This window comes from Chryseobacterium sp. 2P, assembly GCF_059579425.1.
In genome coordinates, this window is record NZ_CM184194.1 from 2,552,970 (window position 1) to 2,577,890 (window position 24,921).

Genomic DNA, 24,921 nt, shown 5'->3' on the forward strand with positions numbered 1-24,921 from the left:
AAGATTGTATAATGAATAGAATTTCGATTACATTTTTCTTCCTCTTGATCTGGCTGGCTTTTTCTGCGGTTCTTGTTGCTGTTTGTTGGCAGGTTCTTGCTGTTTAGACTGAAGCGGTTCTTTGATATTCTTCGTCGCTTCATTTGTTTTGCCCTCGCTATTGACCGCAGTTTGTGTTTTATGGGATTCTGATGGCTGGGCTTTCTCCCTGAGCTTGTTAGGATTGGTAAATGAGAAGTCGGTCTTGGATGTTTCCTTGTTGAAGGTAATATAGCCCTGGTATTCTTTGCCTTTGCTGTCGGTTAAACCGCTGACATAGACCGTCTCCCCTGCTTTAAATTTTTCATACTGCTTATCATCCAGTTCTTTGTCCCTGAAAACTCTTGGCGGTTCGCTGTTTTTATTTTTGTTTTGATTTTGACTCTGGTTTTGTGAACTGCTTTCTTTTTGAGACTGGCTTTGCTGATTCTTTTGACTGTTGTCAAATATGAATTCGACATAACGCTTATCGGCATTGAACTGTACGGTAGCATCGAAAGTGGTTCCTTTTGTAGAAGTCATTCCTTCAAGATAGAGAGGCTTGCCTTCCAAAAGGGTTTGTTTCTGATGCTCATCCAACTTGATTCCTTTGATCTCGTCAGGGATTTTCATATACTCAGCCCTGTAAGCCACGAGTTCATTGGTTAGGCGGTCACGGCTGATAACTGATGGAATGATCTCATCGGTCTTGGGATTGACCAGATCAACGACTCTTCCCATATTGCCGTTTTCCATCAGATTCTTCTTGTCTTCTTCGCTGAACTCGTGGCCTAAGAACTTGAGATTAAGATTAGGTTCTCTGCGGATGCCGTGAAGCTTGATACCGATATCGCCGGTATCGCCTTCCTGCAAGGACAGCCTGACGTCCATTTTGCTGACGGCAGCACCGAGATTGATGATGATGGGAATTAAGGTATTGGTCTTGTAGCCTCTGAGCAGAGGATCTAGTGCATTCATCTTTTCAAGCTTTTCCTGAGTAAGCCCAAGTTTTTCCATCGTCTTCCAGTCGATCTGCTCCGGCTGGAAACGGTATTCTTGATTGTCTGTGTTGTTTTCCATTGTATTCTGATTTTTTAATGGGTTGTTATTTTTAGGTATAATTTCATATTCCCTGAGCTTTTCTTTTTCTTCAGGCGATGCCTGATCGATATATTGCTGAAGGTCTTTAGCGGTATCGACAGCGTCATATTCCGAAACTTTAAAAAAGTTGAAATGCGTAGGGTTCTTAAGCTGCCGGTAAAAGTTGGAAAAGAAGTTGGAGAACAGATCCCCGTGTTTATCGACCCTGATAAGCTGGTCATTGTCTTTCTTGTTTTCTGGGGAAACTTTTTGCAGGTTTCCTTCCTTGTCAATTCCTTTTACCAGTTCTATCCTGTTATTATGGATATTCAACACCAAAAGGGTTTCCCCTGCCGGTTTGATTTCATTGGTTATGTTCGGTTCGCTATCTTCCATCGATGATCATTTTAACAGGATGAAAATAGACCGGCTTATGGTTAACCAATTGAAATAAGAGCGGTGTCGATCGATTTGGCTGTGATTGTCCTAGTTTTTTATTTGTTCAGACTGCTTCTGATGAGCTGGTGCACATCGGACAGCTTATAGTAGAGCTTACCGCTGATGGTATAATAAGGGAGCTTTTTATTGGTTCGGTATCTCTGGAGAGACCTGGAACTTATTTTAAGAAGCTGCAAAACGTCCTGGTTGTCGAGCAGCTGTTCGCCGTCTATTTCTATATACTTGGATTGCTTTGTTGCGATGTGTTCTTTTAGGATGTCGAATCGTTCCATAATTCTTTCCATCCATGCGGTAAATTCTGTTCTTTCAATATTCATAACCGTAATTTTTGATGTTAAAATGATGTGAACAGCTGATCAGCTCTGTTGGTGTAAAGTTGAATATTGGAGTTGAATTAAAATCACTACTTTTTCGTAGTACCGAAGAAATTGATTATTTATTTTATGTTATTGTTTAACAAATTTGCTGGTTTTGATTGATAGAAAGGCATATTTTTCGATGGACTTTGGTTACTTAAATCATGTATCGATGAACTTGAAATCAATATTAGAAGAGGCCAATAAATGCATAACAGCCGGCGACTATGAAAAATTCTTGACTTACTGCACCGAAGATACCTTATGGAAATTTGTAGGAGACCGTACCTTAAAAGGGATAAACGAAGTGAGGCAGTATATGGCTGAAGCGTACAAAGAACCGCCGAAGTTTAGCGTCGAATTGATGATTGAAGAAGGCAACTACCTGACCGTCCTAGGTACGATCAGTTTATTTGAGGAGGATTCACAATGGGTTGATTATGATTATTGTGATGTATGGCGGTTTGACAATGGTAAATTAGCTGAACTGAAGGCTTTCGCTATTGGTCCATAGTAAAGAGAGCCGAAGGTTCTGGGTCTTCGATGATGGATCTGTTATCAATCCTGATTCATTCTGGAACGAATTAAATGAATCAGGATGGTGGCTCAGCGGTAGGCAACTAAAAAGGCTAGGTTATTTTAGCCAATATGAATCCGAGTACTAAAGCTATGATCACAGCCACAAGTATCACAATGTAGTTGGTCTTTCCCTTCTGCGCTTCTTCTTTCAAGCGGATGTTATCCTGCCGTAATGTTTCGAGATTGGCCTGTAAAGTGGCTGTTTTTTCATTAACTGCTGACTGGACATTTTTCTCATGCAGCGCTGCAATCTCCTTTTTGTAATGGTCGAGTTCCACAGCCCGCTGTTTCTGTTGCTCCTGGAAGTTTTTCTGCAGTTCTTCCAACTGCCTGGCTGAGCTGGTTTGAAGTTTATGAAACTCGTCGTTGCGTACCTTTAGCTGATCGGCAAATGTTTTGGACTGGTTCTCTACCTGCTCTTTATAGGTTTTCTGTGCCTCGGTAAATTCTTCGTTTTTCTTTTTCAGCTGCTTCTCGAGTGTTTCGACCTGTTCGGAAAATTGCTTTCTGACGTCTTTTTTAACCTCCTCTATAAGCAAGGCTCTTGAGTTGGATTTTTCGAGGGATAGTTTTTCAGCAATGCTGTGAAGTCCTACACCGTAATCATGAGGCAGATGAAACCGCTTGTCGGCTAAACGATCCAGCAATGTTTCATCGACCGTATGACCGATGGCAGTCACCATCAAAGCGTTTATCGTGATAAAGTAATCCGATAAACTCAGGTCGTTGAATGTCTCCATACTTTGACGGTCTCCACCTCCTCTTACCAGGCCGATCATATCATAGTTTTTTGAAGACAGTTCTTTGAGCGTGGAAAGGATGGCTGTTGCCGAGGTGATATTGCAGCTGTAATTGTCGATCTCAAAATGGATTGAAGAAACATCGAGGCCTTCTGTAAAATCCTTCTGAACAATGGCATTGTTACCATAGATATTGGCGATCCTGATCTTGTCATCTTTAAGCATCTTATCCCTGATGAGAGTCTCAAGATCCTTTGATCCGGTTTCCAGTTTCTTTTGTATCAGCTCGTATCTCCGAAGTTCATCCTCTGAAATGGACTTTTCTTCCTGCTGGATGATCTCATCCACGACAAAACGTAATTCTATCGATGAATTTTTGATGTTCTTTTCAATAAAACCCCTTAAGGTGTATACCTCATTGTTGGTGATCTTGCTTCGCAGCAATGAAGAGATCTTGATACCTATCGAGCTGTGATCGCTCTCAGAGAACAATAGGTCATAATAGAAGTTGCCGTAGGATTTCCCTGCGCCATAAGCGTAACGCCCTTTCAGATAGATCAGGTTAACAGTAGCATTAAGTTTCAGTGCATTGCTGAAAATCCCGATCACCGACGCGGGAGAATAGACCGGGAAAGTATTTTCCTCTTCTGACATCATTGAATATCCTGTTAAGATTTCTAACAAAGATAATGGTTATTTGTTGTGGTAAACAATCAATGCGTATCAGATAAATGTAGCGGTACTGCTATAGTTAAAAACCATCTGCTCCAGCTGGGCAATATCGAATGGTTTACATAGGTAATCATCCGCAGAAGCTTCCTGAGCTTGGTTTGACAACGCAGAATGGGTACCCATCAGAATGACAGGCAATTCTTTCAGATACTGATCCTGCCTGATCCTGTTAGTGATCTTTATGGCATTGCTGCCATGCAACCACGTATCGATTAAAATAACGGCAGGATAAGCAGAGGCAATGGTCGCATGCGGCCTGTTTTGTAAAAAGTCCAGGTATATTTTTCCTTTACGGTAGGATATTTGTCGTTCAATGGTAGTTATTTTTGGAAGTTCTTCGTTAATTAATTTGACAATGACCCGTGCAAATTCTTTACTCTGTTCATAGGTACAAATGCCTAATCTATGACGTTCAACTTGGATCTTGGAATACCTTACTACCTGCAGTTTTATTTACTTGGAGGTGGAGGTCCAACTTTTGATGCTGGTTTATAGTTAGATAATTGCTCTGGTGTTCCTATAATATTGACATCATCATCAATATAAAGTATATTCATTTGAAGATTTTGATTTTTCGTTATATCAAGTGTCTTTATATTATTATCATCAATAACAATTTGTATCAAGTCGGGATTATTCGATAGATCAAGATTTTCTAATTTATTATTATCAATAGTCAAATATTTTAATTTTTTAAATTGGCTTAAGTCAATTTTTTTTATCTGATTATCCATAATATTTAAAGATACAATATTAGGACAGTTTTTAATTTTAACTGTTGTTAATTGATTTAAACCACAAGCAAATTCATTTAATAATGGTAGATTATAAATTTCAAGCTTATTCAACTTATTTCTTGCGATATACAATTTTTCTAATTTAAAAAAATCCTTAAGTTTGAATTCTTTAATATTGTTAATTGTAAGTGATAAATAGGTCAAATTTCTGAAATACTTTACGTCATTTGCATTTGTTAAGTTTGTTTCCATTAAACTTAGTTTTTCCAGACTTTCAGCTTCATTTTGCTCAATACGGTTGTTTTTATTTGAGTCAATTTCAGGATATTTTGCTAAAACTATTTTTTCAAATTCTGGATTTTCAAATTTCAGACTTTGAGCGGAATATATCGCTGTAGCAAGTAAAAAAACAGTTGATATAATTTTCATAAATATTAATTATGGATAATATTGTTTAAAATTTCAGGCAACATTCAAATCTACCCAATTTTAAAAATCATGTTCTAATCGATTTTTAAGGTTATATTAGTTATATAATACGGTTAACATTTATTTCAGCAGATTCAACTCAACCAAATTATTGTTTTTGGCCAGTTTGGTCATTATTTGCTGATTGATCTCCCTGATAACTTCTGCTGATGTACGCATGGTTCCGTCAGCATTGGGCTGGTCGGGAATTCGTCCCACCAGATCCGCAGTCGGATTGGCGCGGTAATTTTTGAATTTCTTGACGAATTGATTGTAATTTAATTCAATAATTTTGTATTGACCAAGGTCGGGATAGGCAAATTCTTCCTGATTGGAGCGGATGCCTTTCAGTTCCCAGCTGTGGCTTTTCGTTGAATCTTCAATTTTCAGAATCAATCCTGGTAAACCTTTAAATTTATATGGTCCGTCCTGAATGGGAAGATCTTTGGTGAACCATGCCGTCCATTTTCTGCCGCCAAATTCTGTCGTCGCTTTTTGAACGTCGTAATTAAGGACTTTGGAAAATTCATTAATGAGTTTCCACTTCAACTCTACATCTTGCTTCACTTTATATTTATCCCAAACCATAAAAGTAGTGTGCGTCAGTTGATTGGAATTGGGATATTTAGTGACCCATTCATTGACCGATTCAACGTCAGCCGGCATTGAAATAATTCCTTTTTTAAAATCGGCCGCCTGAGCAGAATCCGAAGCATACCGGACTGTACTGTAATATTCAGATCTGTCTTTTAGGACATTCAGGACCATTATTTCTGATCTGACGTTCGCTTTATTCGTAGAGTCAGGAATGAATTTATATTCGTAAAGAAATTGTTTGTTCTGCCCGAAAGTCAGGAATGAAATAAAAAATAAAAGTAAAGTCTCTGTACGCTTCATCGTTATCAGGTTTGGAACGTAAATATAACATTTAATTCCTAAGGTTTTTACTCGAAAAATTTAATCGCTTCCACAATATTTCCAAATTTTCGTTTTTTGAGATTTTATTTTATATGTACTTATACTCAGTCGATTTATAGATATTATTCCTTAACTATTTTATTAATAGGATTTCCCTCTACAATGCCAGTTAAATAAGAATATAGTGTCTTTTTTATGGATGGTCAGATCTAAACTTCCTTTCCGTTTTATGATACTATCACCAATCTCCACATTACTGGAATCAAATATCCAATTATTATGTATCATAATATCAGACTCTCCATCATTTTTGAGACTTGAGCCACTAATTTTAATCCAAGTCAGATCTATATGTGATCCTTTAACAACTACATTATACTCAATCGGATAAAAAGCCTGTTTCACCTCATTACAATGCACTTCCTTACAGGAAAGAATAGCAAATAAAAAATTTAAATAGATGAGTATTTTCTTCATGAATCTATTGAAACTCTAAACCGACTTTCTGTTAACCAATTTTATCCTGGCTCCACACTGAATCTGAGTGTATGTATACTGGCTGCAGTATGTTATGTCGATAGTAATTTTCTTACTAAATTGATTATACAAATATACTGTATCTTGATAATAGTTTAAGAGATCAACTACTAGCTGCTATTATTCCTTCCACATATGTTCAGGTATTGCCCGGTCGGTTTACTGTATCAAAAGACATAATCTAAGAAAATTTTGAAATAACTTTCATCATATTGATACCCTTACCGAGTACAGGTTTGAAAATATCACCCATGCTTTCCAAACGTTCCAATGCATTGAATATGGTGAAATCTTTCATCTTCAACCCTTTTTTCACCTCATCCCATTCCAGAGGCATTGATACGGTTGCTCCCGGCTTTGGCCGGACCGAATAAGCGGAGGCAATGGTCGCGTGCGGCCTGTTCTGTAAAAAATCCAGGTACATTTTGCCTTTGCGGTCGGATATCTGTCTTTCAATGGTGGTTATTTTCGGAAGTTCTTCGTTGACCAGCCTGGCAATGACCCGTGCAAATTCTTTACTCTGCTCGTAGGTATACTTGTTTCCCAGAGGAATATAGATATGGAGTCCCGTGGAACCGCTGGTCTTGCAGTAACAGGGCACGTCCATATCATCGAGGATCTGTTTGGTCACCTGAGCCGTTTCAATGACCTGGTCGAACGTATTTTTATCCGGATCAAGATCAATGATGCAGTAGGTAGGATAATCAGGTTTTTTGACCGTACTGTTCCAAGGGTTCATCTCAATACAGGCAAGATTGGCCATATACAGCAGTGTGGTTTCGTCGCTTCCGACCAGATATTGTTTATCTTTATGATCGGTATCACTATGGTAAATATACCTGTCGATCCATTCCGGGGCTTTTCCCGTAATATCTTTAAAGTAAAAACCTTCTTCTTCAATCCCGTTCGGAAAACGGTTCATGCTTTGCGGACGCCCTTTGAGGTACGGTAAAATGTAAGGTGCCACCTGGTAATAATAATTGATCAGGTCACGCTTCGTTATTTTATCATCCGGCCAGAAGATCTTATTGAGGTTCGTGAATTTCAGTTCATGCCTGTTGATCTTCTTTACCTGCGTGGCTTCCGTCGGATTGAGCAATGTTTTTCTTTTGCTGTTTCTGCGGGGCTGGATGATCGACTTATCCGATACAACTTCTGTGGTCTCAGATTCCTTTTCAAGAACGACGGTCTTCGCTTTCTTATCGTCCCTCATGCCTTCAAATGAAGGATGACGCATGACACCGTCGGTCGTCAATTCTGTATAGCTGACCTCCCCAATCAGTTCCGGCTTAAGCCACGTCACCGTTGCATGGGGCGGATTGGGACGGAACCTTGACGGCTTGTTAACATCGGGCTCTTCAGAAAATGGTACTTTATCGGTGATTAGCGGTTTGAATTGTTCCATCATCTCCTTCTGCATTTTGGCATTAAATCCTGTCCCTACTTTCCCGGTATAGATCAATTTTTCACCCTCATACACCCCTACCAGAAGGCTGCTGAAGAGTTTGTTCGAGTCATCATTTAAGGTAAAACCTCCGATGACAACCTCCTGCCGTTTATTGGCTTTGATCTTGAGCCAGTCTTTGGTTCTGTTCTTCGTATGGTATAAGCTGTCTTTTCTTTTGGCCATAATGCCTTCCAGTCCCATTTTTTTCGCAGCTTCCAGGAATTCAACTCCGGAGGTATGGAAATCCTGGCTGATCAGGATGGATTCATTCTGCGGCAGAATTTGGTCCAGGATCATTCTTCTCTCTGTTAACGGAAGATCTTTCAGGTCTTTGCCTTCATACCATAATATATCAAAGACGTAATATACCAGGTCTCCGTCTGCTTCGCTCCGCCAGTTTTGCAGCGAGCCGAAATCCGCCGAGCCTTTCTTACCCAGGACAACGACCTCTCCGTCAATAATTGCATTGAGATTCAACTTTTCCAATCCCTGCTGGATGGGATAGAACTTATCGGAAAAACTTTTATTGTTCCTGGATTTGAGCTCCACATGTTGACCGTCCATAAAAGCCACGGCCCTGTAGCCGTCCCATTTGATCTCGTACAGCCAGTCATCGCTTTCAAAAGGCTGATCGACCAATGTAGCCAGCATGGGTTCTACCTCGTGGTAGAATTTCTGCTCAGGCGCATTTTTCAATAAGGTGCTGACCTTTCTGCTCGCTGTCTTTTTCTTTGGGGCTTCGGCATTAAGCTGCGAATCCACAAGTTCGGCTGCTTTCTTACCTGCACTTTTTTTATCCTTTGTCGTACTGTCAACTTTGACAATATTTCTACCATAGACCTTATCCGGGTCCTTCTCCATCTGTGCAATGGTCTTCTTTGAGATCACGGATCTGTCTTTTAAGGTGATGTCATCTTTTGTAGCATACCGGTCATCCAGTTTCATCAGAAGCCAGCCGTTCTCCCCCCTTCCGTATGCTTTGACCAGCGCGAACTCACCTTTTAATTTCTTACCTTTCAGTTTAATTTTCAGCTTCCCGGAATACAGCTGATGCAAAAGATTCTTTTCCTGTTTCTTCAGATCCCCTTCGACAGGTTCTGCCGCTTCATACGTCCCTTCATCCCAGACGATCACCGTTCCTCCGCCATACTGTCCTTTAGGGATGATGCCTTCAAAATTTTTGTAATCGTAGGGATGGTCTTCTACCATCATCGCCAGGCGCTTGATATCCGGATCAAGAGATGGCCCTTTTGGAACTGCCCAGCTTTTCAATACCCCATCCATCTCCAGGCGGAAATCATAATGAAGGTGGGAAGCATCGTGCTTTTGCACGACAAACCGCAGTTCTGTTCCTGAAGGCTTTCCGCCGAAAGGCTCTGGCGTTTTATCTTCTGATCTTTTTTTATGGTAATCTGATAGTTTCATAATGTTGACTTTTAGATAATAAAAATCTTTCTGACAAGGCCAGAAAGATGAGATGTAATAGCGCTTTCTGTATAAAGCTGCTGAATGGATTATTTTTTATGCTTATCCTTCAAGTAAGCTTCAAGTATTTTTCGGTCGTTGGATCCTGTCGCACGGATCGCTCCCGTAACAGCCTGAGAACTGACATTCATTTTATCTTTGAAGTACTGGATTTCATAATTTTCAGAACCGCTTACTTTGCTTCGGTCACGCTGGTCCTTTTTTGATTTATTGTCTGCCATAACTTATATTTTTTAATAACAGGAACAAATAAAATGCCAGCAAAATACTTATTATCAATTAAATAGTAAGTCGAACTACTTTGTGGTATATTGATTACATTGGCTTAGTACAATATCTTGGTATGATCGATTTTGAGCAAGCCCGATGATTCCATCTTTTTAAGCGTACGGATTACCGTTTCTACCCGAAGGCCTACTAAAGAGGCCAACTGGGATCGTGTAAAAGGAACCTGAAAAGAAAAAGGTTCGCCGTAACCAAAATACTCTTTGAGATGTTTCAACAGCTTGTAGATTTTTAGCTCGGGATCTTTAATGGCCAAAAATGATGAGATCAAATATCGGAAATGCAGCCGTTCCGCCGTATAACGGCTTACACTTAGCAAATATTCGGGGTTTAGCTTAATCATATTTTCGTAAGACTCTTTCTCAAGCTTGATGATATCGCAGTCTGAAACAGCGGTTGCACTAATCACATAGGATTTATCGGTCAGCAGGTAGGTTTCACCGAAACAATGTCCTTCAAAAGGGAAACCATGAACGAATTCCTTTCCATCTTCAAAAACATTATTAAGCTTGACGATACCCGCTCGTATCTGGAAATAGTACCGCGCATACTCTCCTTCATTAAATATAAAATCATCAGCCTTAAAATGTTTTAATCTTGCTCCGTATTTGAATAAAATATTTTCAGGTATGACCATATTTGATTATTAGTTTTATAAAAATAATGAGAATTTTCTAAAATGCAGTATAAATCGATTCTATGTCAAATGTGAATGGTCATTTTATTAATCTGTTTTTAGCAATCGAAAAGTCAGATTGATCCGCTCTTTCATGGATATTGTTGATTTTGCAATACGATGTTCCCAGTTTTCCTGCAAATCACCCTTCATAATCAGAAGAGAGCCATGAGGAAGCGGAAGGCTGTATTTGCTTTGATGATGGTCTTTCTTCCTGAAATCAAAATTGCGGGTTTGCCCAAGGCTTATCGAGGCAATGATTGGTCGTTTTCCGTAACGGCTTTCTTTGTCCCTATGCCAGGCAACTGAATCATTATGGTCACGATACAGGTTTAAGAGAACTCCGTTGAACTGATAACCAAATTCGTTTCCTATTCTTTCTTTTAAGTCATAAAGTTCGGGTGTCCAAGGATTTTTATTTTTTGTGTTGCCATCAGCTGCTTCATAAGATGTTATATCACCATACCAAGCTGTAAGACGTGGCGTTAATACATTCTTATCATACATCTTTTGAGTTCTCTGTTCCCAAGGTGCCGTCTTTAAAAGCTGATCTTTAAGTTCATCGGCTTCTTTCCTGCTCAGGAAATTTTCCTGGTATTCCAAAAGGTCTTTGGGGAACTCATAAAATTCTTCTGCTTCAAATAAACTTAGCTGAGTCATTGTAGTTTCTGCTAAATATCGTATTAAATAACTTTTTTCGCCCTAATTCAAATAAATTCATTTCTTTTCTCACATTTTTTCCTTGATCTGTCTGATATCGGTCTTGATCTCTGTAATGAAATTATGAATATTGCGTTCTGCAAATTCATTAGCTCCATATTCTATGGTATTGATACTACAGGCAAATTCCCAGATCTCTTTAATGTCAGGTAATGCAATTTTATAAGGCTCGTAGAAACTATTGTCTGCTTTCACCCAAATGCCGTCAGCTTCGTGAAACTGGAATCTCTTATAACTGATCCCATCATTGGTAGTGATGAAAACGTACGTTCTGTCTGTTTTCAGATCCGAAAGATTTTCAACGTATTTGCCGACAATGTATGTACCGTTTTTATAGGGTGGCATTGAGTCTCCGTCCGCAGGAAATGCCCTGAACTTTCCGCCTTTTAGGAAGGGTAAGGAGATCGTATCAAGACCTTCAATGTATTCCGGATCGCCGTAACCGTTCAGATATCCCATAGAAGCTTTGTGTGGAATGATCTCGATCTGGTCGTTTCCATTATGATCGACCCTGATGGGCAGCACAATCCTGTTGTCCGGCAACTCCATAATCTCATCGATAGAATATTTGCTGAGATTAATAGTCAGTAATAAATCGATGCTGACATTATAATATTTTGAGATTTTGATTAAAATCTCATTGGGAGGTGATGCGGCATCATCTTCATATTTACCGTATCTGCCTCTGGTGATTAAGAGATCATCAGCAACCTTTTGTTGTGAAAGATTGAGCTTACCTCTTAAATACCGCATGTTTTCTGATAAAATTGACATTGCTATAATTTATAGCAACAAATATACATATTTTTGCTACAAATCGTAATAATTTTGTCAAATGGAAAGAGCAATTGCACATATGGATCTGGATACGTTCTTTGTCTCATGTGAAAGGCTGAGAGACTCTGTATTGGAGAATCAGCCAGTGATCATAGGTGGCGGGGATCGTGGTGTGGTGGCATCCTGCTCTTATGAAGCGAGAAAATTCGGGGTTCGTTCTGCAATGCCGCTAAGAATGGCTCTTCGTTTATGTCCGGAAGCCAAGGTGATCAAGGGAGATATGGAATATTATTCCAAAATGTCCCACCAGGTGACTGAAATTATCCAGGAAAAAGTTCCGGTTATGGAGAAAGCCAGCGTGGATGAATTTTACCTGGATCTTTCAGGAATGGATCAATTTTTCGGATGCTATCAGTGGACAACAGAAATTGCGAAATCTGTGAAGAAAAACACAGGCCTTCCCATCAGTTTTGCATTGTCAACCAATAAAACCGTTTCAAAGATCGGAACCGGGGAAGCCAAACCCAGCGGAAGATTAGAATTAAAACCACAGTTTATTCAACCGTTTTTAAATCCGTTATCCGTTCGAAAGATTCCGATGGTGGGCGATGTGACCTTTGAGCTGCTGTCAAGGTTGGGCGTAAGAAAGATTGAAACTTTGTCCAAGATGCCTGTGGATGTTCTTCAGGAATTGATTGGCAAGAATGGAACGGAACTCTGGAAGAAAGCCAATGGTATTGATTTAAATCCAGTAGTCCAATATTCAGAGCGAAAGTCCATCTCTACTGAAACAACTTTTGCTGAAGACACCATCGATGTTCAGAATATCAGGAGCATTCTATCCGGGATGGTGGAACAGTTATGCTATCAGCTGAGGCATGAGAAATGGCTGACCTCAACGGTTTCTGTCCGGATCCGCTACGCCAATTTTGATACAGAAACCAAGCAATGCAAGGTTCCGTATACCTCAGCAGACCATACCTTGCTGAAATATGTCCTTGAGCTTTTTAAGAAAGTATATACCCGAAGAATGAGAATTCGTCTGGTCGGGGTCAGGTTTACAGGGCTGGTGCACGGAAGCCATCAGATGGATCTTTTTGAAGATACCGAAGAGCTGATCTCCTTATATCAGGCAATGGATAAAATTAAAAATAGGTTTGGAAGCACCAGTGTTGGAAGAGCATCCGGATTAATACAATAAATCAAAAGATCATGTTTCTTAACTGTCATTCTTACCACAGTCTCAGATACGGCACCATTTCTATTCAGGATTTGGTTCGTCAGGCTGTAGATCATCAACTGCAAACTTTAGCATTGACCGATATTAATACGGTGACTGGTATTTATGATTTCTTGAAGTTGTGCACTGAAAACGATATTAAACCTATCGTAGGAGTGGAAGTCAGAGTTGATAGCAAACTGTATTATATCTGTCTGGCTAAAAATCAAAAGAGCGTTGGAGAGATTAACAGGCTGCTCACCCATTACAATTGTGACGGAGTAGAAATTCCAAAGCATAATCCGATGCTTAACGATACCATTGTCATCTACCATTTGCAAAACATTCCGGAAGTTTTACAAGATTTTGAATATATAGGAATCAGACCTGAAGAGCTCAACCAGCTTTTAAAACCGCAACTTAAAAAGTGGATCAGGAAAATGGTCATACTGCAACCCGTGACCATTACAACCAAGCAGGAGTACAATCTTCACAAAATACTGAGAGCCATTGACAACAATACCCTCATCAGTAAATTAGAAAATGATGATTACTGCAAGGAGACAGAAACATTTGTCAATAAAAAAGAACTGTTAAATCAGTATCGAAACTATCCGCAAATCATCCAAAATACTGCTGCCGTAATTAATCAATGCAGTTTCGATTATGATTTTTCAACCCCTAAAAATAAGCAGCATTTCACAGACAGCAGGGAAAGTGATTTTAAACTGCTGACGCAGTTGGCTCGCGAAGGACTGGAAGTTAGATATGGAAATAATCATCCTGAAGCTAAAACCAGAGTTGAAAAAGAACTCGCTGTGATCGATCAGTTGAAATTCAGTGGTTACTTTCTAATTACCTGGGATATTATCCAGTACAGCAACAAAATGGGATTCATGCATGTGGGAAGAGGAAGCGGTGCCAACTCCATTGTCAGCTACTGCTTGGGAATAACCGATATCTGTCCTTTAGAGCTTGACCTGTATTTTGAAAGATTCTTAAACCTAAACCGTAAAACACCGCCCGACTTTGACATCGACTGGAGCTGGAATACAAGAGACACTATTCTGGAATATGTTTTTAATAAATACGGCAAAGATCACGTAGCGTTTTGCGGAACCAATGTGGAATTTAAATATCGGTCTATCTTTAGGGAAATTGGAAAAGCCTTTGGCTTGCCAAAAGAAGAGTTGGACGTATTGGCTACAAGACCGATGAGTGAACATGATGACAATTCTGTTTTTAAGCAGGTTCATAAATACGGAAAACTTCTGGAAAAGTTTCCGAATCAGAGAAGCATGCACTCCTGTGGAATTCTTATTTCTGAAGAACCTATTACCAATTATACAGCATTAGAAATGCCACCGAAAGGATTTCCGATTGTGCAATTTGATATGCATACGGCTGAAGACATTGGTTTTGAAAAGTTTGATATTTTATCCCAAAGAGGGCTTGGAACAATCAAAGACACTGTTGACCTAATAAAAGAAAAAAAAGGTATTGCCGTTGATATCAAAGACACTGCCCTATCTAAAAATGAAGCAAAGTGCAATGAATTCCTAAGCATAGGGAAAACAATAGGCTGTTTTTATATCGAAAGTCCCGCAATGCGTGGGCTATTGAGAAGACTTAAATGCGAAGATTATAAAACTTTGGTTGCCGCTTCATCCATCATCCGACCGGGAGTAGCCCAAAGCGGAATGATGAAGGAATATATTTTCAGACATAACAATCCGACAAAATTTGAATACTTTCATGAAGTTTTCAAAAAAGAATTGGGTGAAACTTATGGCATCATGGTCTATCAGGAAGATGTCATTAAAATTGCATTGCATTTTGGAGGACTGTCAGCAGCCGATGGTGATGTCTTACGACGGGCAATGAGTGGAAAAGGAAGATCATTATCTGCATTGCAAAAAGTAAAGGATCATTTTTTTGAATCGTGCAAAGAATTGGGACATCCTGAACAGCTTTCTAGAGAAGTATACCGACAAATTGAATCTTTTGCTGGATATTCATTCTGTAAAGCGCATTCAGCTTCTTACGCTGTTGAAAGCTACCAGAGTTTATATCTTAAAGTCTACTATCCTATCGAATTTATGGTTTGTGCCATCAATAATGGTGGTGGATTTTACAGAACAGAAGTTTATGTACATGAAGCAAAAATGTCAGGTGCAACAATCAACAATCCATGTGTCAACCTCAGCGAATATCAGACGACAGTATACGGTGAGGATGTTTATTTAGGATTGATGCATATCGAAAAGGTGGAGGGAAAAATCGCCATGCTGATTCCTGAGGAAAGATTGAAAAACGGAGATTATACTTCTTTGGAAAATTTTGTCAAGAGAATACCTATCGGAATAGAAACTTTACAGACTTTGATCTTTATCGGTGCATTTAGGTTTACAGGGAAGCAAAAGCATGAGCTGCTTATTCAGGCGAGATTCCTTTTCGGAAATGACCAGTCAACATTCAGGCAGCCCACCTTATTGGATGAACCTCAAAAAGAATACAAGCTTCCGATTATTGTTAAAAATCCTTTTGAGGATGCTTTTGATGAAATAGAGATTTTAGGATTTCCAGTATCATTCAGTCCATTTGATATTTTACAGACAAAGTACCGTGGAACGGTTATGGCGAAAGATTTGGTCAAATACCATAAAAAACAGATTAAAATGCTTGCGTATTTAATCTCCAGAAAACACGTTCCCACTAAAAGAGGAGCCATGTTTTTCGGAACTTGGATCGATGCCGAAGGAGCCTATTTTGACACGGCTCATTTTCCGGATTGTCTGGAGGAATATCCTTTCCAAGGTGGAGGATGTTATCTTCTGTTAGGAACTGTAGAGGTGGATTTTCATTTTCCTACAATCACCATCCATAAAATGGCAAAGATGCCCTTTATCCCTGATCCCAGATATTCTATGGATAAAGATAAGTCACTCGAAGCTGCAAGAACCCTACATGAAGATATTAGCATGACTCAAAGAAAGCCTTATCCGCAAGAACATGAGATTGGATTGCCGAGACAGAAAATGCAGTAGTCCTCAACAATAACAAAAAATCAATAAATTGAAACTTAAAGCAACCATCGTTGAAGAGACAAGTCCCAATGACGACTCCGTTATTGTGTGTTTTGAAGGAGACAAAAACAAAAAGCATTTCGAGGTTAAGTGCTCTTTTAATCCTTTTGTACACAAAATGCGTAAATGGGACAGTTGGGAAATGGTGATCAAATGGGATAGTGAACTTTACACCGACGAAAAAACAGGGAATAAATCATATTTTACTTATCTGTTCTGTGATAGAGCAATAGAGATCAACTCTCCGTATGGCAAAAAAGATTAAAAATGTACAGAATAAATACTCCTTTTGAAAAATATAATATATGCAATTCTTAAGAAACTTACGTCATTTCAACTAAGATCATTACCGTTTTGACTTATTTTAAATTTTAGCTAATGCCCAATTTTGCATCAATAAATAAATCAAAATTATGCAAAAGACAATTTTTATAACCGGAGCTTCATCCGGATTAGGGAAAGCAACCGCCAAATTATTTCAGAAAAAAGGATGGAAAGTAATCGCAACTATGCGAAGACCCGAGGAGGAAAAAGAGCTCAATCAACTTCCCAATGTAATCCTACTGGAACTTGATGTTACCGATACCGTAAAAAGTCAGGCAACTATATCTGAAATCTTAAAATCCCAAACCATCGATGTCGTACTGAATAACGCGGGTTACGGCCTTATCGGTCCCCTGGAATCATTAACCGATGACCAGATCCAAATGCAGATCCGGACCAATTTACTGGGTGTGATTCATATCACTAAAGCCTTTCTTCCTTATTTCCGGAAAAGAAAAAGCGGAACGTTCATCAATATCACCAGTACATTCGGCCTTCTGGGATATCCTACCTGCTCCATTTACAATGCCAGCAAATTTGCCGTCGATGGATTTTCAGAAGGTCTGGCCTACGAGCTCGCACAATTTGGAATCAATGTAAAAGTCATCGCTCCGGGAGGGATGCAAACCAACTTTACAGGAAGATCCCTTCAGGGAGGAATGCATGGAGCATACAGTCAGCTGGTAGCAAAGGTCAGCGAAGGCTACAGTGAGGAGCAGGTCGCCGATTACACGAAAGCAGAAGAAGTGGCAGAGATCATTTACGAAGCTGCGACCGACGAAAAATCCCAATTCAGGTATGTTGCAGGCAACGATGCTGTTGCCCTTTACCAGGAACGACTGAAATTAACACCTGAAGGACAGTTTAAAAAGATCCGCGAACAGTTTCTATTCTAGCCTAATAGTTAGTTCTGGGCTGTTAATTTTTAGCAGTTCATAAAATAACTCCGTACTAATTATTTAAATTTGTATTATGAAAAAGCAACCGGTTATCTTTAATTCCTTGTCCCAACTTCATAAAGCAATGGGACAGCCGGCACCCTCCCACCCCCTCATCAGTATTATCAATTATGGTGAGGCACAGTTCGACCCCACGGATTTCGAGCAGGGTATCATCCTTAATTTCTACAAAATTTCCCTTAAGACAAGCTTTTCCGGAAAATTGAAATATGGTCAGGGCCACTACGACTTCGAAGAGGGCGGGATGTCGTTCATTGCTCCGGGCCAGCTGCTGAAAATGCAGGAAGAAGAGGCTGATTATGATGGGATGACTCTACACATACATCCTGACCTGTTAAACGCATATCCGCTAAGCTCCAATATAAGGCATTATGGCTTTTTCAGTTATTCTGCAGCAGAAGCGCTGTACCTTTCGGATAAAGAAAAAACAACGATACTCAGTATCTACCGGTTTATCCAGGACGAGCTAAGCGAGCGCATCGATAAGTTTAGTCAGGATGTGATCATTTCCCAGATCGAGTTACTGCTTAATTATGCCAACCGTTTCTATGATCGACAGTTTCTGACCAGAAAGGCGGTCAATAATGATATTCTTGCCAAGCTCGAACAACAGCTGGAAAACTACTTTAGTAACGAAACACCATTAGTCAACGGACTTCCCACCGTCAATTTATTAGCAGAACACCTCAACCTAACACCGCGATATCTTAGCGATCTTTTACGGAACCTGATTGGATTAAATACACAGCAATTCATTCATGAAAAAGTCATCGAAAAGGCAAAAGAAAATCTTGCAAAAGGTCACAAGAGCATCGCTGAAATTGCCTATCTGCTAGGATTCGAGCATCCTCAATCTTTCAATAAACTATTCAGAACCAAAACGTCCATATCACCTTCTGAATACCGGAAATCTCTGTTAAATTGATAATGGTCCGTTTCATATTTTGTTCCTGATCCATCACTTCCTCTTCGAAATTATTTCCTTGCCAAATATTTTTCTCGATAGGTAAATATACCATGAAAGCATCTTATATCTGCGCAAATTTATATGGAATTCAAACATTCATTATTCTTACCATCTGAAATATAAAAATCAAAAAACGAGTATGAAAATAACAAATTTTGTAGAAGAATTTATTGCGTCAAGCAATGCTTATGATACTGTAGACTATGTTAGCAAATGGCAGACAGATGCCATCCTTGACGATCCATCGGTAGGAAATGTCTATGTCGGACATTCGGAAATCAAAAATTACTTTGAAAGCTATTTTATAGGCTACAGAACACAGACCAAACTTATAAAACTTGACATCACGAGTGATAACAAAGCAAATTTGGAAGTTGAGTTTACCGGGAGCTTTCCTGAGGGAAAAATTAAAGGATTTTTCAGTTTTACATTCGAAGAAGGAAGGATATCTAAAGCATTTGCAGATTTACTATAATATTCCCGAGACAATATATGGTAGGTAAATGATAATAATTTAATTTTAATATTAAAATTCAGCTTTTATCCTCTTCCATATCAATCCGTAATTTTCCGTGTTCTTAATATCTGTTATAAATTATAAATCGCAAATTTCATAACCTTCTCTAAATCCTCTAAGAATGGTTATTCTTAGAGGTTACTAATTCATCAGTTATATCTTTTTGATATACACAATCAAAATTGATGAATACATTTTTGCCGATCTTAATATCCTTGCCATAATTGATGTAAAGCGGCGTAAATACATCTGTCGTCTCATCAATTTCGGACCCAACGATTTCCCCCAAATAATTCCTTATTTCCGCAGCATCTGTTGTGCTGTTTAATTTCATCAATACTTTTTGCTTTCATAAGAGACATCCCGCATTCTGTTCCTTTGAGAATCACCTTGCGGAATAGTTTTGCCACTTTTCAGTCTCTCAAAAATGTCTTTTTCTATTGGCATCTCTTTATTTTTTATTGGCGGCTTCATAAGCCTCATCATTTACCGCTTCCAACCAGGTGTTTTTATTAGATTCCTGATTAGGAATTATGGATAGATGTGCAAACCAGCTATCTTTTGTGGCACCATGCCAATGGTCTACATTAGGTTCGATTTCTATAATGTCCCCCTCTTTTATCCTTCTAATATCTTTTCCACGTTCCTGAAAGAGCCCTTCCCCACCTACAGCAATCAGAATCTGTCCGTTTGTATGCTTATGCCAATTGTTTCGGCAACCCGGTTCAAAAGTCACATTAGCAATTGGTAGATTTAATTCTTTATTAGATGTAAGAGACGCTACATATGATTTACCAATAAAATACTTTGATAAATCTGTATTCTCTTTTCCAACAGGGAATGCACTTACTATTGATTGGCTATTGTGATCCTCTTTTTTACTATTAAATTTGCTGAAGATCTCCACCATTGTTTTTGTGTCCAAAACATTCATATCAACTAATTTCAGAGATTTAACCATAGGAAGTGTAGAGTCTTTATATTCTTTAAAGTGAGGGGTTTGCAGATGGCTTTCATAGGCTTTTCTATCTGCGTAAATTTCTAGGATTCTCACCTGATTGGGATTTTCTTTCTGGAACATCGGGAAAATAGCGACTACTCCATGTTCAATTTTTACAGAAGCTGCCGATTCCTCTACCAGTATCGATTTGTACTGATCTAAGAATTCAGGTACAATTTCAATTTCCGAAATGCGAACCATCATATCATTTGCAATCAAAGGAGTTTCTTTTTCACCAATGGCATTTCTTAATACATTGCCTTGTTGACGACTGATGTACTGATCGATAATCAAAACCAATTCTTTCAATTGTCCATCTGTAATACCAGTGTTTCTTCCCATACCGATATGGGCTTTCAACTGAGGCTCTACTCCGGGCATAGCTGCCAATGCAGAAATCGTTACAAATTCTCGCTGACGAAAATTCAAAACGTCACTGTTAAAAATATCTGCAAAAAGATGCTCTTTTAAAAAAGCATCAGCTCGTGGTGCAAATTCGCCAAAACCAGGGGCAGGCTTTTGTTGCGGTGTTTTGGTAAGTTCTTCCAATACTTTACGACCCTGCTCATATTTATCCAATGTAGTATTTTCTACGATAATCTTTTTGCCTTCCTTGTCTTTGATACCTTTACCCGCTCTTTCTTCCACTACCGTTTTAAAAACACCTAAAGCATTCAAACTGCGAGGAAATCCGCAATACGCATATAATTGTACTAAAGCTTCTTTTATTTCGTTAATTGCAAGTCCTGAATCCAGACCTGAATTCAAAACCTTTTTAAGATTTTCAGTATTCCCCGAGGCGGTAAGGGCTGATATCGCAGACAAATTTTGCTGATGGTCATTTAAGTGGGTAAATCCATTACTCGTCGTTACTTGTGCATTCATTATACTATTCATATTTATTGTGAAAAAAAACACCCATAAAAATTTTGTTATTTTTAATCTCATAAGATTATTTTATTCTGGTTCAAATGTAACTTTTAGTTTTCCTTTTTGCATGGAACTGCATAATGCCTTCCTAAGGGTCTAATCTTTGTCAATACCTGTATTAAATCTCTTCGATCTTGGAACGATCTTGTTTGTTTTTATACTTCCAGTTTTCCATAATGATTCAATTTTTATAGATCTTCTGTGATCTAGATCATTACAAGAACAAAGTTCTTCATTGTATGGATTAACTTGTTTATACAGAATACGGAAGTATTTACCACTTTTACTGATTTGGGGTATAAGGATGTAATTCGTGTTAAAAGGTTTTATAAATTTGTGTATGTAAGTGATAAAAACGATATGGAAGAGGTCATAAAAATAGATACTGTACGACAGTATAATGACGAGATGGGTGCTGAGACAAAACATCCTTTGGTAAGTGTCGTTAATTTCGATGAAATTCCTACATATGTACAATTCAGGAGGTATATGGGGCTATACTGTGTTTTCTTAAAAAATGTAAAGTGTGGCGATATGCGCTACGGCTGTCAGCCATATGATTATGAGGACGGAACACTTGTTTTCATTGCACCCGGCCAGGTTTACGGTATTGACAGTAGCGGGAAGGTTATTAAACCGTCAGGAAAAGCATTGGTATTTCATCCAGATATGATTCTTGGAACCCATTTGGGGAAAATTATTAAAGACTACACTTTCTTTTCTTATGATGTTAATGAGGCACTACATTTATCAAAAAAAGAACGAGCTACAATCAACGATTGCTTTGATAAAATAGATAATGAAATCGATCTAAATATTGACAAACACAGTAAAACACTGATTGCGTCTAATATAGAACTTTTGTTAAATTACTGTATGCGATTCTATGACCGCCAATTCATTACAAGAAATAATATAAATACAGGTATTTTGGTGAAGTTCGAAAACCTTCTGCACGATTACTTCAGGTCGGGAAAATCGCAGGCTCTTGGACTACCCACCGTCACATATTGTGCTGAACAATTAAATCTATCGGCAAACTATTTTGGTGACCTCATCAAAAAAGAAACGGGAAATACGGCACTTGACTATATACAGACAAAATTGATTGAAGAGGCCAAGGAAAAAATATTTGAGCCTAATAAATCAATAAACGAAATCGCCGATGAACTTGGATTTAAATACCAACAGCATTTCACTCGGCTTTTTAAACAGAAAGTGGGTGCAACACCTCAGGAATTTAGGAATCTAAATTAATAGAATACCATTGCTTCTGAAACGATAAATTCTTGGCACACCTGGAACTATATTGAGTTTTTTCATTGGGGTAGAATAAATATTTAGTCCCGTATAAATAAACAATCAATTAGAATTATTTATGCATCTGAATTAGTCCATTATTAGTCGACCCTTATATTTACATTACTGCTTAAAAAAGGTTCAGAAAAACTCAATCCTGAACCTTTTTTCTTACTATTTAATTAAAATTGCCCCCTTATAAGAGATCTAAAATCATCAACTTCCCTGCGAAGCCCCATTCAGGTAATCCTCACTGATATCTTTATCCTTTTTAAAATCCATTTTCCCGAATTTATAGCTAAAACTTATACCGAACGACCGAAGTGGTAATTGGCGCATGGAATATGAAGTATAATCAGTGGTATTAACCGTTGTCACCTGATTGATATATTTGTTGAAAGGGTTTGTTGCTGTAAACCCTATACTTGCCTTTTTGTTCCAGAATTGTTTTCTCGCCGCAATGCTGTAAGTAATGGATTGAGGATTTTTACCCTGAATATTCTTTGCGGAAGAATTATAATTCCCAAATATCTCTACAATAAAATCTTTTGGAAATGCATAATTCATATTTAAGTTTAAACGGTAGCGTATTCCCATATCAATGTTTCCAAAATAATCGCTGACGATATATCGGTGGAAAAGCATCATGTTTCCCCGAATATTTAATTTGTTATTCAGCAAAGGAAGGGAGCCGGATAAAATACCTCCCGAATTATATTCTTTTCCGATATTGTCTCTTGAAGTCACAGAAACATTGGTGTAATTAGTTCCGTTGACGTTATAAATCGGATAAAAAGTTGTGATTTGTTTTAAATCCTGACTGTTAATTCTTTCTGTAAGCGTGAATGAAAGATTGGCTCCATTTTCAAAATTTCTATTGTATCCTAATTCCATATTATCACCAATTTCTGGTTTTAATGAAGGATTTCCGGTGGTAATATTGTGAGGGTCGCTGAAATTCAGAAACGGATTTAGTTCAGAATATTCTGGTCTTTCAACTCTTCTTGTGTAAGCCAGTTTTATAGTTTCTCCGCTGTCAAATTTGTGCGATAAAATAAAGGAAGGAACAAGCAGACTGTAAGATGGAATATTGGTATTTTGGTAATCAATTTTAACGGTTGTGTATTCGTAACGTACTCCTGCCCTTACATCCAGCCAATCATTAAATAATTTTAAAGATGAAGAAAGATACGCCGCATAAACTCCCATATCGTATTTCAAGCGAAAAGACTGAAAAGGATCAGATTCATACTGTCCTGATAAAGCATTCAAAACATTAACATCTGTTGTATTATTAATATGTTGAAGAATAGCTTTCGTACCGATTTCCAATGTAATTTTATCATTGATTGGCTGAACATAGTCTACCGATAAATTATGCTCAGAATCTGTTCCAGGATTGCTTCCGAAGATTCCGTCATAAGGGATCATTGATCCTGCCAAACTCTGTGTTTGCAAATAGTTACTTTTGGGTGAGCCAAAACTTCCCACATAATCAGCTGTTAATTCCTGTCCTTCTTTCTGAAATGTTTTTCGGTAGCTCACATTAGCATCAATAGAATTCACAGATGAACGAGTATCTGAATGTCTGTAACCGATAATAGACTGTTCATTCGGCGTGGAAAAATCTCTTATATACTGTTCCTGGTTGATGAAACCGATGTTTTTGTTGGCAAAATCATTATAAGAAACCGAACCGCTCAACGTATTGGTTTTGTTAATAGCCCAGTCAAAACCCAATCCCGTACGATAACCGTGTCTTTGAAAATTGTTGTAACCATTTTGCAATAATTGAGTTTCACTGGTAGCTGTATGAGAAACTCTGTTTTGTGAAGAAGGCGTGCGGGATTTCAACTGTGCATTGCCGCTGAAAAAAGCATTCAGGTTGAAATTATTATTTCTGAAATTTAAATTGACAGAACCTGTTTCAAACCTTGTTCCTACAGAACCGTTGATAATTCCGTTAATGCCTTTTACTTTGCTTTCGTTCAGAACAATATTGATAATTCCACCCGTTCCTTGAGCATCATACTTTGCTCCTGGACTTGTAACCGCTTCTATACTTTTAATCTGACTTGCCGGAATCGAAGCGAGCGCATCAGCAAGACTGTTTCCAAAGATGCCGGAAGGTTTTCCGTTAATTAAAAATCTTACATTGGGATTTCCCTGAAGCTCCACATTCCCATCTGCATCTACGGTTACCTGAGGAACTTTTCTCAAAACATCTATTGCGGCACCGGTCTGTGACGTCAAGTCATTAGCCACATTATAAACGATTTTGTCAATTTTATTTTCAACGATTGGCTTTTTACCGCTAATGACAACTTCCTGAATGGTTTTGATTTGATTGCCCTTTAGAGTATCGGTGGGTTTTGCAGGATTTGTATTTTGAGCCTTTGCGACAATCGCAAATAGTAAAGTAATTGGAATTGATAATTGTTTCACAGTGCTGTATTTATGGCACAAAGGTGAAACCTAATTTTGTAAACATTCTGAATTATGGAACGATAATGTAAAAGATATAAAATTCAAATTTTATTCAAAATCGCAAAATATTTTTGTGGAATTAGTCAAATTTAAAGTGGAGGTAATCAAGGATCATATTA

At 38.3% G+C, this 24,921-nt stretch carries 23 protein-coding genes; 8 read left to right on the forward strand and 15 right to left on the reverse strand.

Features of this window, described 5'->3' with window-relative positions; all coding sequences use genetic code 11:
• Positions 1–27: 27 nt before the first annotated feature.
• Positions 28–1,494, reverse strand: a complete 1,467-nt coding sequence (locus AC52CF_RS11625; protein WP_496517081.1) for a DUF3945 domain-containing protein — start codon at positions 1,492–1,494, stop codon at positions 28–30.
• 98 nt (positions 1,495–1,592) lie between these two features.
• The gene (locus AC52CF_RS11630) at positions 1,593–1,874 is read right to left on the reverse strand and encodes a helix-turn-helix domain-containing protein (protein ID WP_496517082.1); all 282 of its coding nucleotides are present in this window, start codon (positions 1,872–1,874) and stop codon (positions 1,593–1,595) included.
• A gap of 211 nt (positions 1,875–2,085) precedes the next feature.
• On the opposite strand from AC52CF_RS11630, the gene AC52CF_RS11635 reads away from it, so the two are divergent.
• Entirely contained in the window at positions 2,086–2,427 is a 342-nt protein-coding gene (locus AC52CF_RS11635) for a nuclear transport factor 2 family protein (RefSeq protein WP_496517083.1), read from the forward strand.
• 115 nt (positions 2,428–2,542) lie between these two features.
• On the opposite strand, the gene AC52CF_RS11640 is transcribed toward AC52CF_RS11635, so the two are convergent.
• The 10 genes from AC52CF_RS11640 to AC52CF_RS11685 form a co-directional block, all read right to left on the reverse strand.
• A complete protein-coding gene (locus tag AC52CF_RS11640) occupies positions 2,543–3,889 on the reverse strand; it encodes an exodeoxyribonuclease VII large subunit (protein ID WP_496517084.1) in 1,347 nt (448 codons plus the stop codon).
• Positions 3,890–3,955: 66 nt separating this feature from the next.
• A complete protein-coding gene (gene ligD, locus AC52CF_RS11645) occupies positions 3,956–4,417 on the reverse strand; it encodes a non-homologous end-joining DNA ligase LigD (protein WP_496518219.1) in 462 nt (153 codons plus the stop codon).
• A complete protein-coding gene (locus AC52CF_RS11650; protein WP_496517085.1) occupies positions 4,414–5,130 on the reverse strand; it encodes a leucine-rich repeat domain-containing protein in 717 nt (238 codons plus the stop codon). The genes ligD (AC52CF_RS11645) and AC52CF_RS11650 overlap by 4 nt, the downstream gene beginning before the upstream one ends.
• A gap of 120 nt (positions 5,131–5,250) precedes the next feature.
• A complete protein-coding gene (locus AC52CF_RS11655; protein WP_496517086.1) occupies positions 5,251–6,066 on the reverse strand; it encodes a GLPGLI family protein in 816 nt (271 codons plus the stop codon).
• Between the two features lie 162 nt (positions 6,067–6,228).
• Positions 6,229–6,564 carry a hypothetical protein gene (locus AC52CF_RS11660; RefSeq protein ID WP_496517087.1) on the reverse strand — a complete coding sequence of 112 codons (336 nt, stop codon included), beginning with the start codon at positions 6,562–6,564 and terminating at the stop codon, positions 6,229–6,231.
• Positions 6,565–6,805: 241 nt separating this feature from the next.
• The gene (gene ligD, locus AC52CF_RS11665; protein ID WP_496517088.1) at positions 6,806–9,496 is read right to left on the reverse strand and encodes a DNA ligase D; all 2,691 of its coding nucleotides are present in this window, start codon (positions 9,494–9,496) and stop codon (positions 6,806–6,808) included.
• 89 nt (positions 9,497–9,585) lie between these two features.
• Positions 9,586–9,777 (reverse strand): DUF3606 domain-containing protein, encoded by a 192-nt coding sequence (locus AC52CF_RS11670; protein WP_496517089.1) that lies wholly within the window; start codon positions 9,775–9,777, stop codon positions 9,586–9,588.
• A 104-nt stretch (positions 9,778–9,881) separates the two neighbouring features.
• Positions 9,882–10,478 carry a Crp/Fnr family transcriptional regulator gene (locus tag AC52CF_RS11675; protein WP_496517090.1) on the reverse strand — a complete coding sequence of 199 codons (597 nt, stop codon included), beginning with the start codon at positions 10,476–10,478 and terminating at the stop codon, positions 9,882–9,884.
• Between the two features lie 87 nt (positions 10,479–10,565).
• Complete coding sequence (locus AC52CF_RS11680; RefSeq protein ID WP_496517091.1) at positions 10,566–11,177, reverse strand: alpha-ketoglutarate-dependent dioxygenase AlkB family protein; 612 nt, start codon at positions 11,175–11,177, stop codon at positions 10,566–10,568.
• A gap of 69 nt (positions 11,178–11,246) precedes the next feature.
• On the reverse strand, positions 11,247–12,011 hold the full coding sequence (locus AC52CF_RS11685; RefSeq protein ID WP_496517092.1) for an XRE family transcriptional regulator: 765 nt from the start codon (positions 12,009–12,011) through the stop codon (positions 11,247–11,249).
• A 61-nt stretch (positions 12,012–12,072) separates the two neighbouring features.
• Between AC52CF_RS11685 and dinB the strand changes: the two genes are divergently transcribed.
• The 6 genes from dinB to AC52CF_RS11715 all read left to right on the forward strand — a co-directional run bounded on the left by dinB (position 12,073) and on the right by AC52CF_RS11715 (position 19,044).
• Positions 12,073–13,215 carry a DNA polymerase IV gene (gene dinB / locus AC52CF_RS11690; protein ID WP_496517093.1) on the forward strand — a complete coding sequence of 381 codons (1,143 nt, stop codon included), beginning with the start codon at positions 12,073–12,075 and terminating at the stop codon, positions 13,213–13,215.
• A gap of 11 nt (positions 13,216–13,226) precedes the next feature.
• The gene (locus tag AC52CF_RS11695; RefSeq protein ID WP_496517094.1) at positions 13,227–16,280 is read left to right on the forward strand and encodes a DNA polymerase III subunit alpha; all 3,054 of its coding nucleotides are present in this window, start codon (positions 13,227–13,229) and stop codon (positions 16,278–16,280) included.
• A 28-nt stretch (positions 16,281–16,308) separates the two neighbouring features.
• Entirely contained in the window at positions 16,309–16,584 is a 276-nt protein-coding gene (locus AC52CF_RS11700) for a hypothetical protein (protein ID WP_496517095.1), read from the forward strand.
• 148 nt (positions 16,585–16,732) lie between these two features.
• Complete coding sequence (locus AC52CF_RS11705; protein WP_496517096.1) at positions 16,733–17,539, forward strand: SDR family oxidoreductase; 807 nt, start codon at positions 16,733–16,735, stop codon at positions 17,537–17,539.
• Between the two features lie 76 nt (positions 17,540–17,615).
• Positions 17,616–18,527, forward strand: a complete 912-nt coding sequence (locus AC52CF_RS11710; RefSeq protein WP_496517097.1) for a helix-turn-helix domain-containing protein — start codon at positions 17,616–17,618, stop codon at positions 18,525–18,527.
• A 181-nt stretch (positions 18,528–18,708) separates the two neighbouring features.
• A complete protein-coding gene (locus AC52CF_RS11715) occupies positions 18,709–19,044 on the forward strand; it encodes a nuclear transport factor 2 family protein (protein ID WP_496517098.1) in 336 nt (111 codons plus the stop codon).
• Between the two features lie 157 nt (positions 19,045–19,201).
• Here AC52CF_RS11715 and AC52CF_RS11720 read toward each other — a convergent pair whose 3' ends face one another.
• Complete coding sequence (locus AC52CF_RS11720) at positions 19,202–19,420, reverse strand: LbetaH domain-containing protein (protein ID WP_322924797.1); 219 nt, start codon at positions 19,418–19,420, stop codon at positions 19,202–19,204.
• Between the two features lie 117 nt (positions 19,421–19,537).
• Positions 19,538–21,034 (reverse strand): carboxymuconolactone decarboxylase family protein, encoded by a 1,497-nt coding sequence (locus AC52CF_RS11725; RefSeq protein ID WP_496517099.1) that lies wholly within the window; start codon positions 21,032–21,034, stop codon positions 19,538–19,540.
• A 342-nt stretch (positions 21,035–21,376) separates the two neighbouring features.
• Here AC52CF_RS11725 and AC52CF_RS11730 point away from each other — a divergent pair, with 342 nt between their 5' ends.
• Positions 21,377–22,273, forward strand: coding sequence for a helix-turn-helix domain-containing protein (locus tag AC52CF_RS11730; protein ID WP_496517100.1), 897 nt, complete (start codon positions 21,377–21,379; stop codon positions 22,271–22,273).
• A 258-nt stretch (positions 22,274–22,531) separates the two neighbouring features.
• Here AC52CF_RS11730 and AC52CF_RS11735 read toward each other — a convergent pair whose 3' ends face one another.
• Positions 22,532–24,760 carry an outer membrane beta-barrel protein gene (locus AC52CF_RS11735; protein WP_496517101.1) on the reverse strand — a complete coding sequence of 743 codons (2,229 nt, stop codon included), beginning with the start codon at positions 24,758–24,760 and terminating at the stop codon, positions 22,532–22,534.
• Between the last annotated feature and the right edge of the window lie 161 nt (positions 24,761–24,921).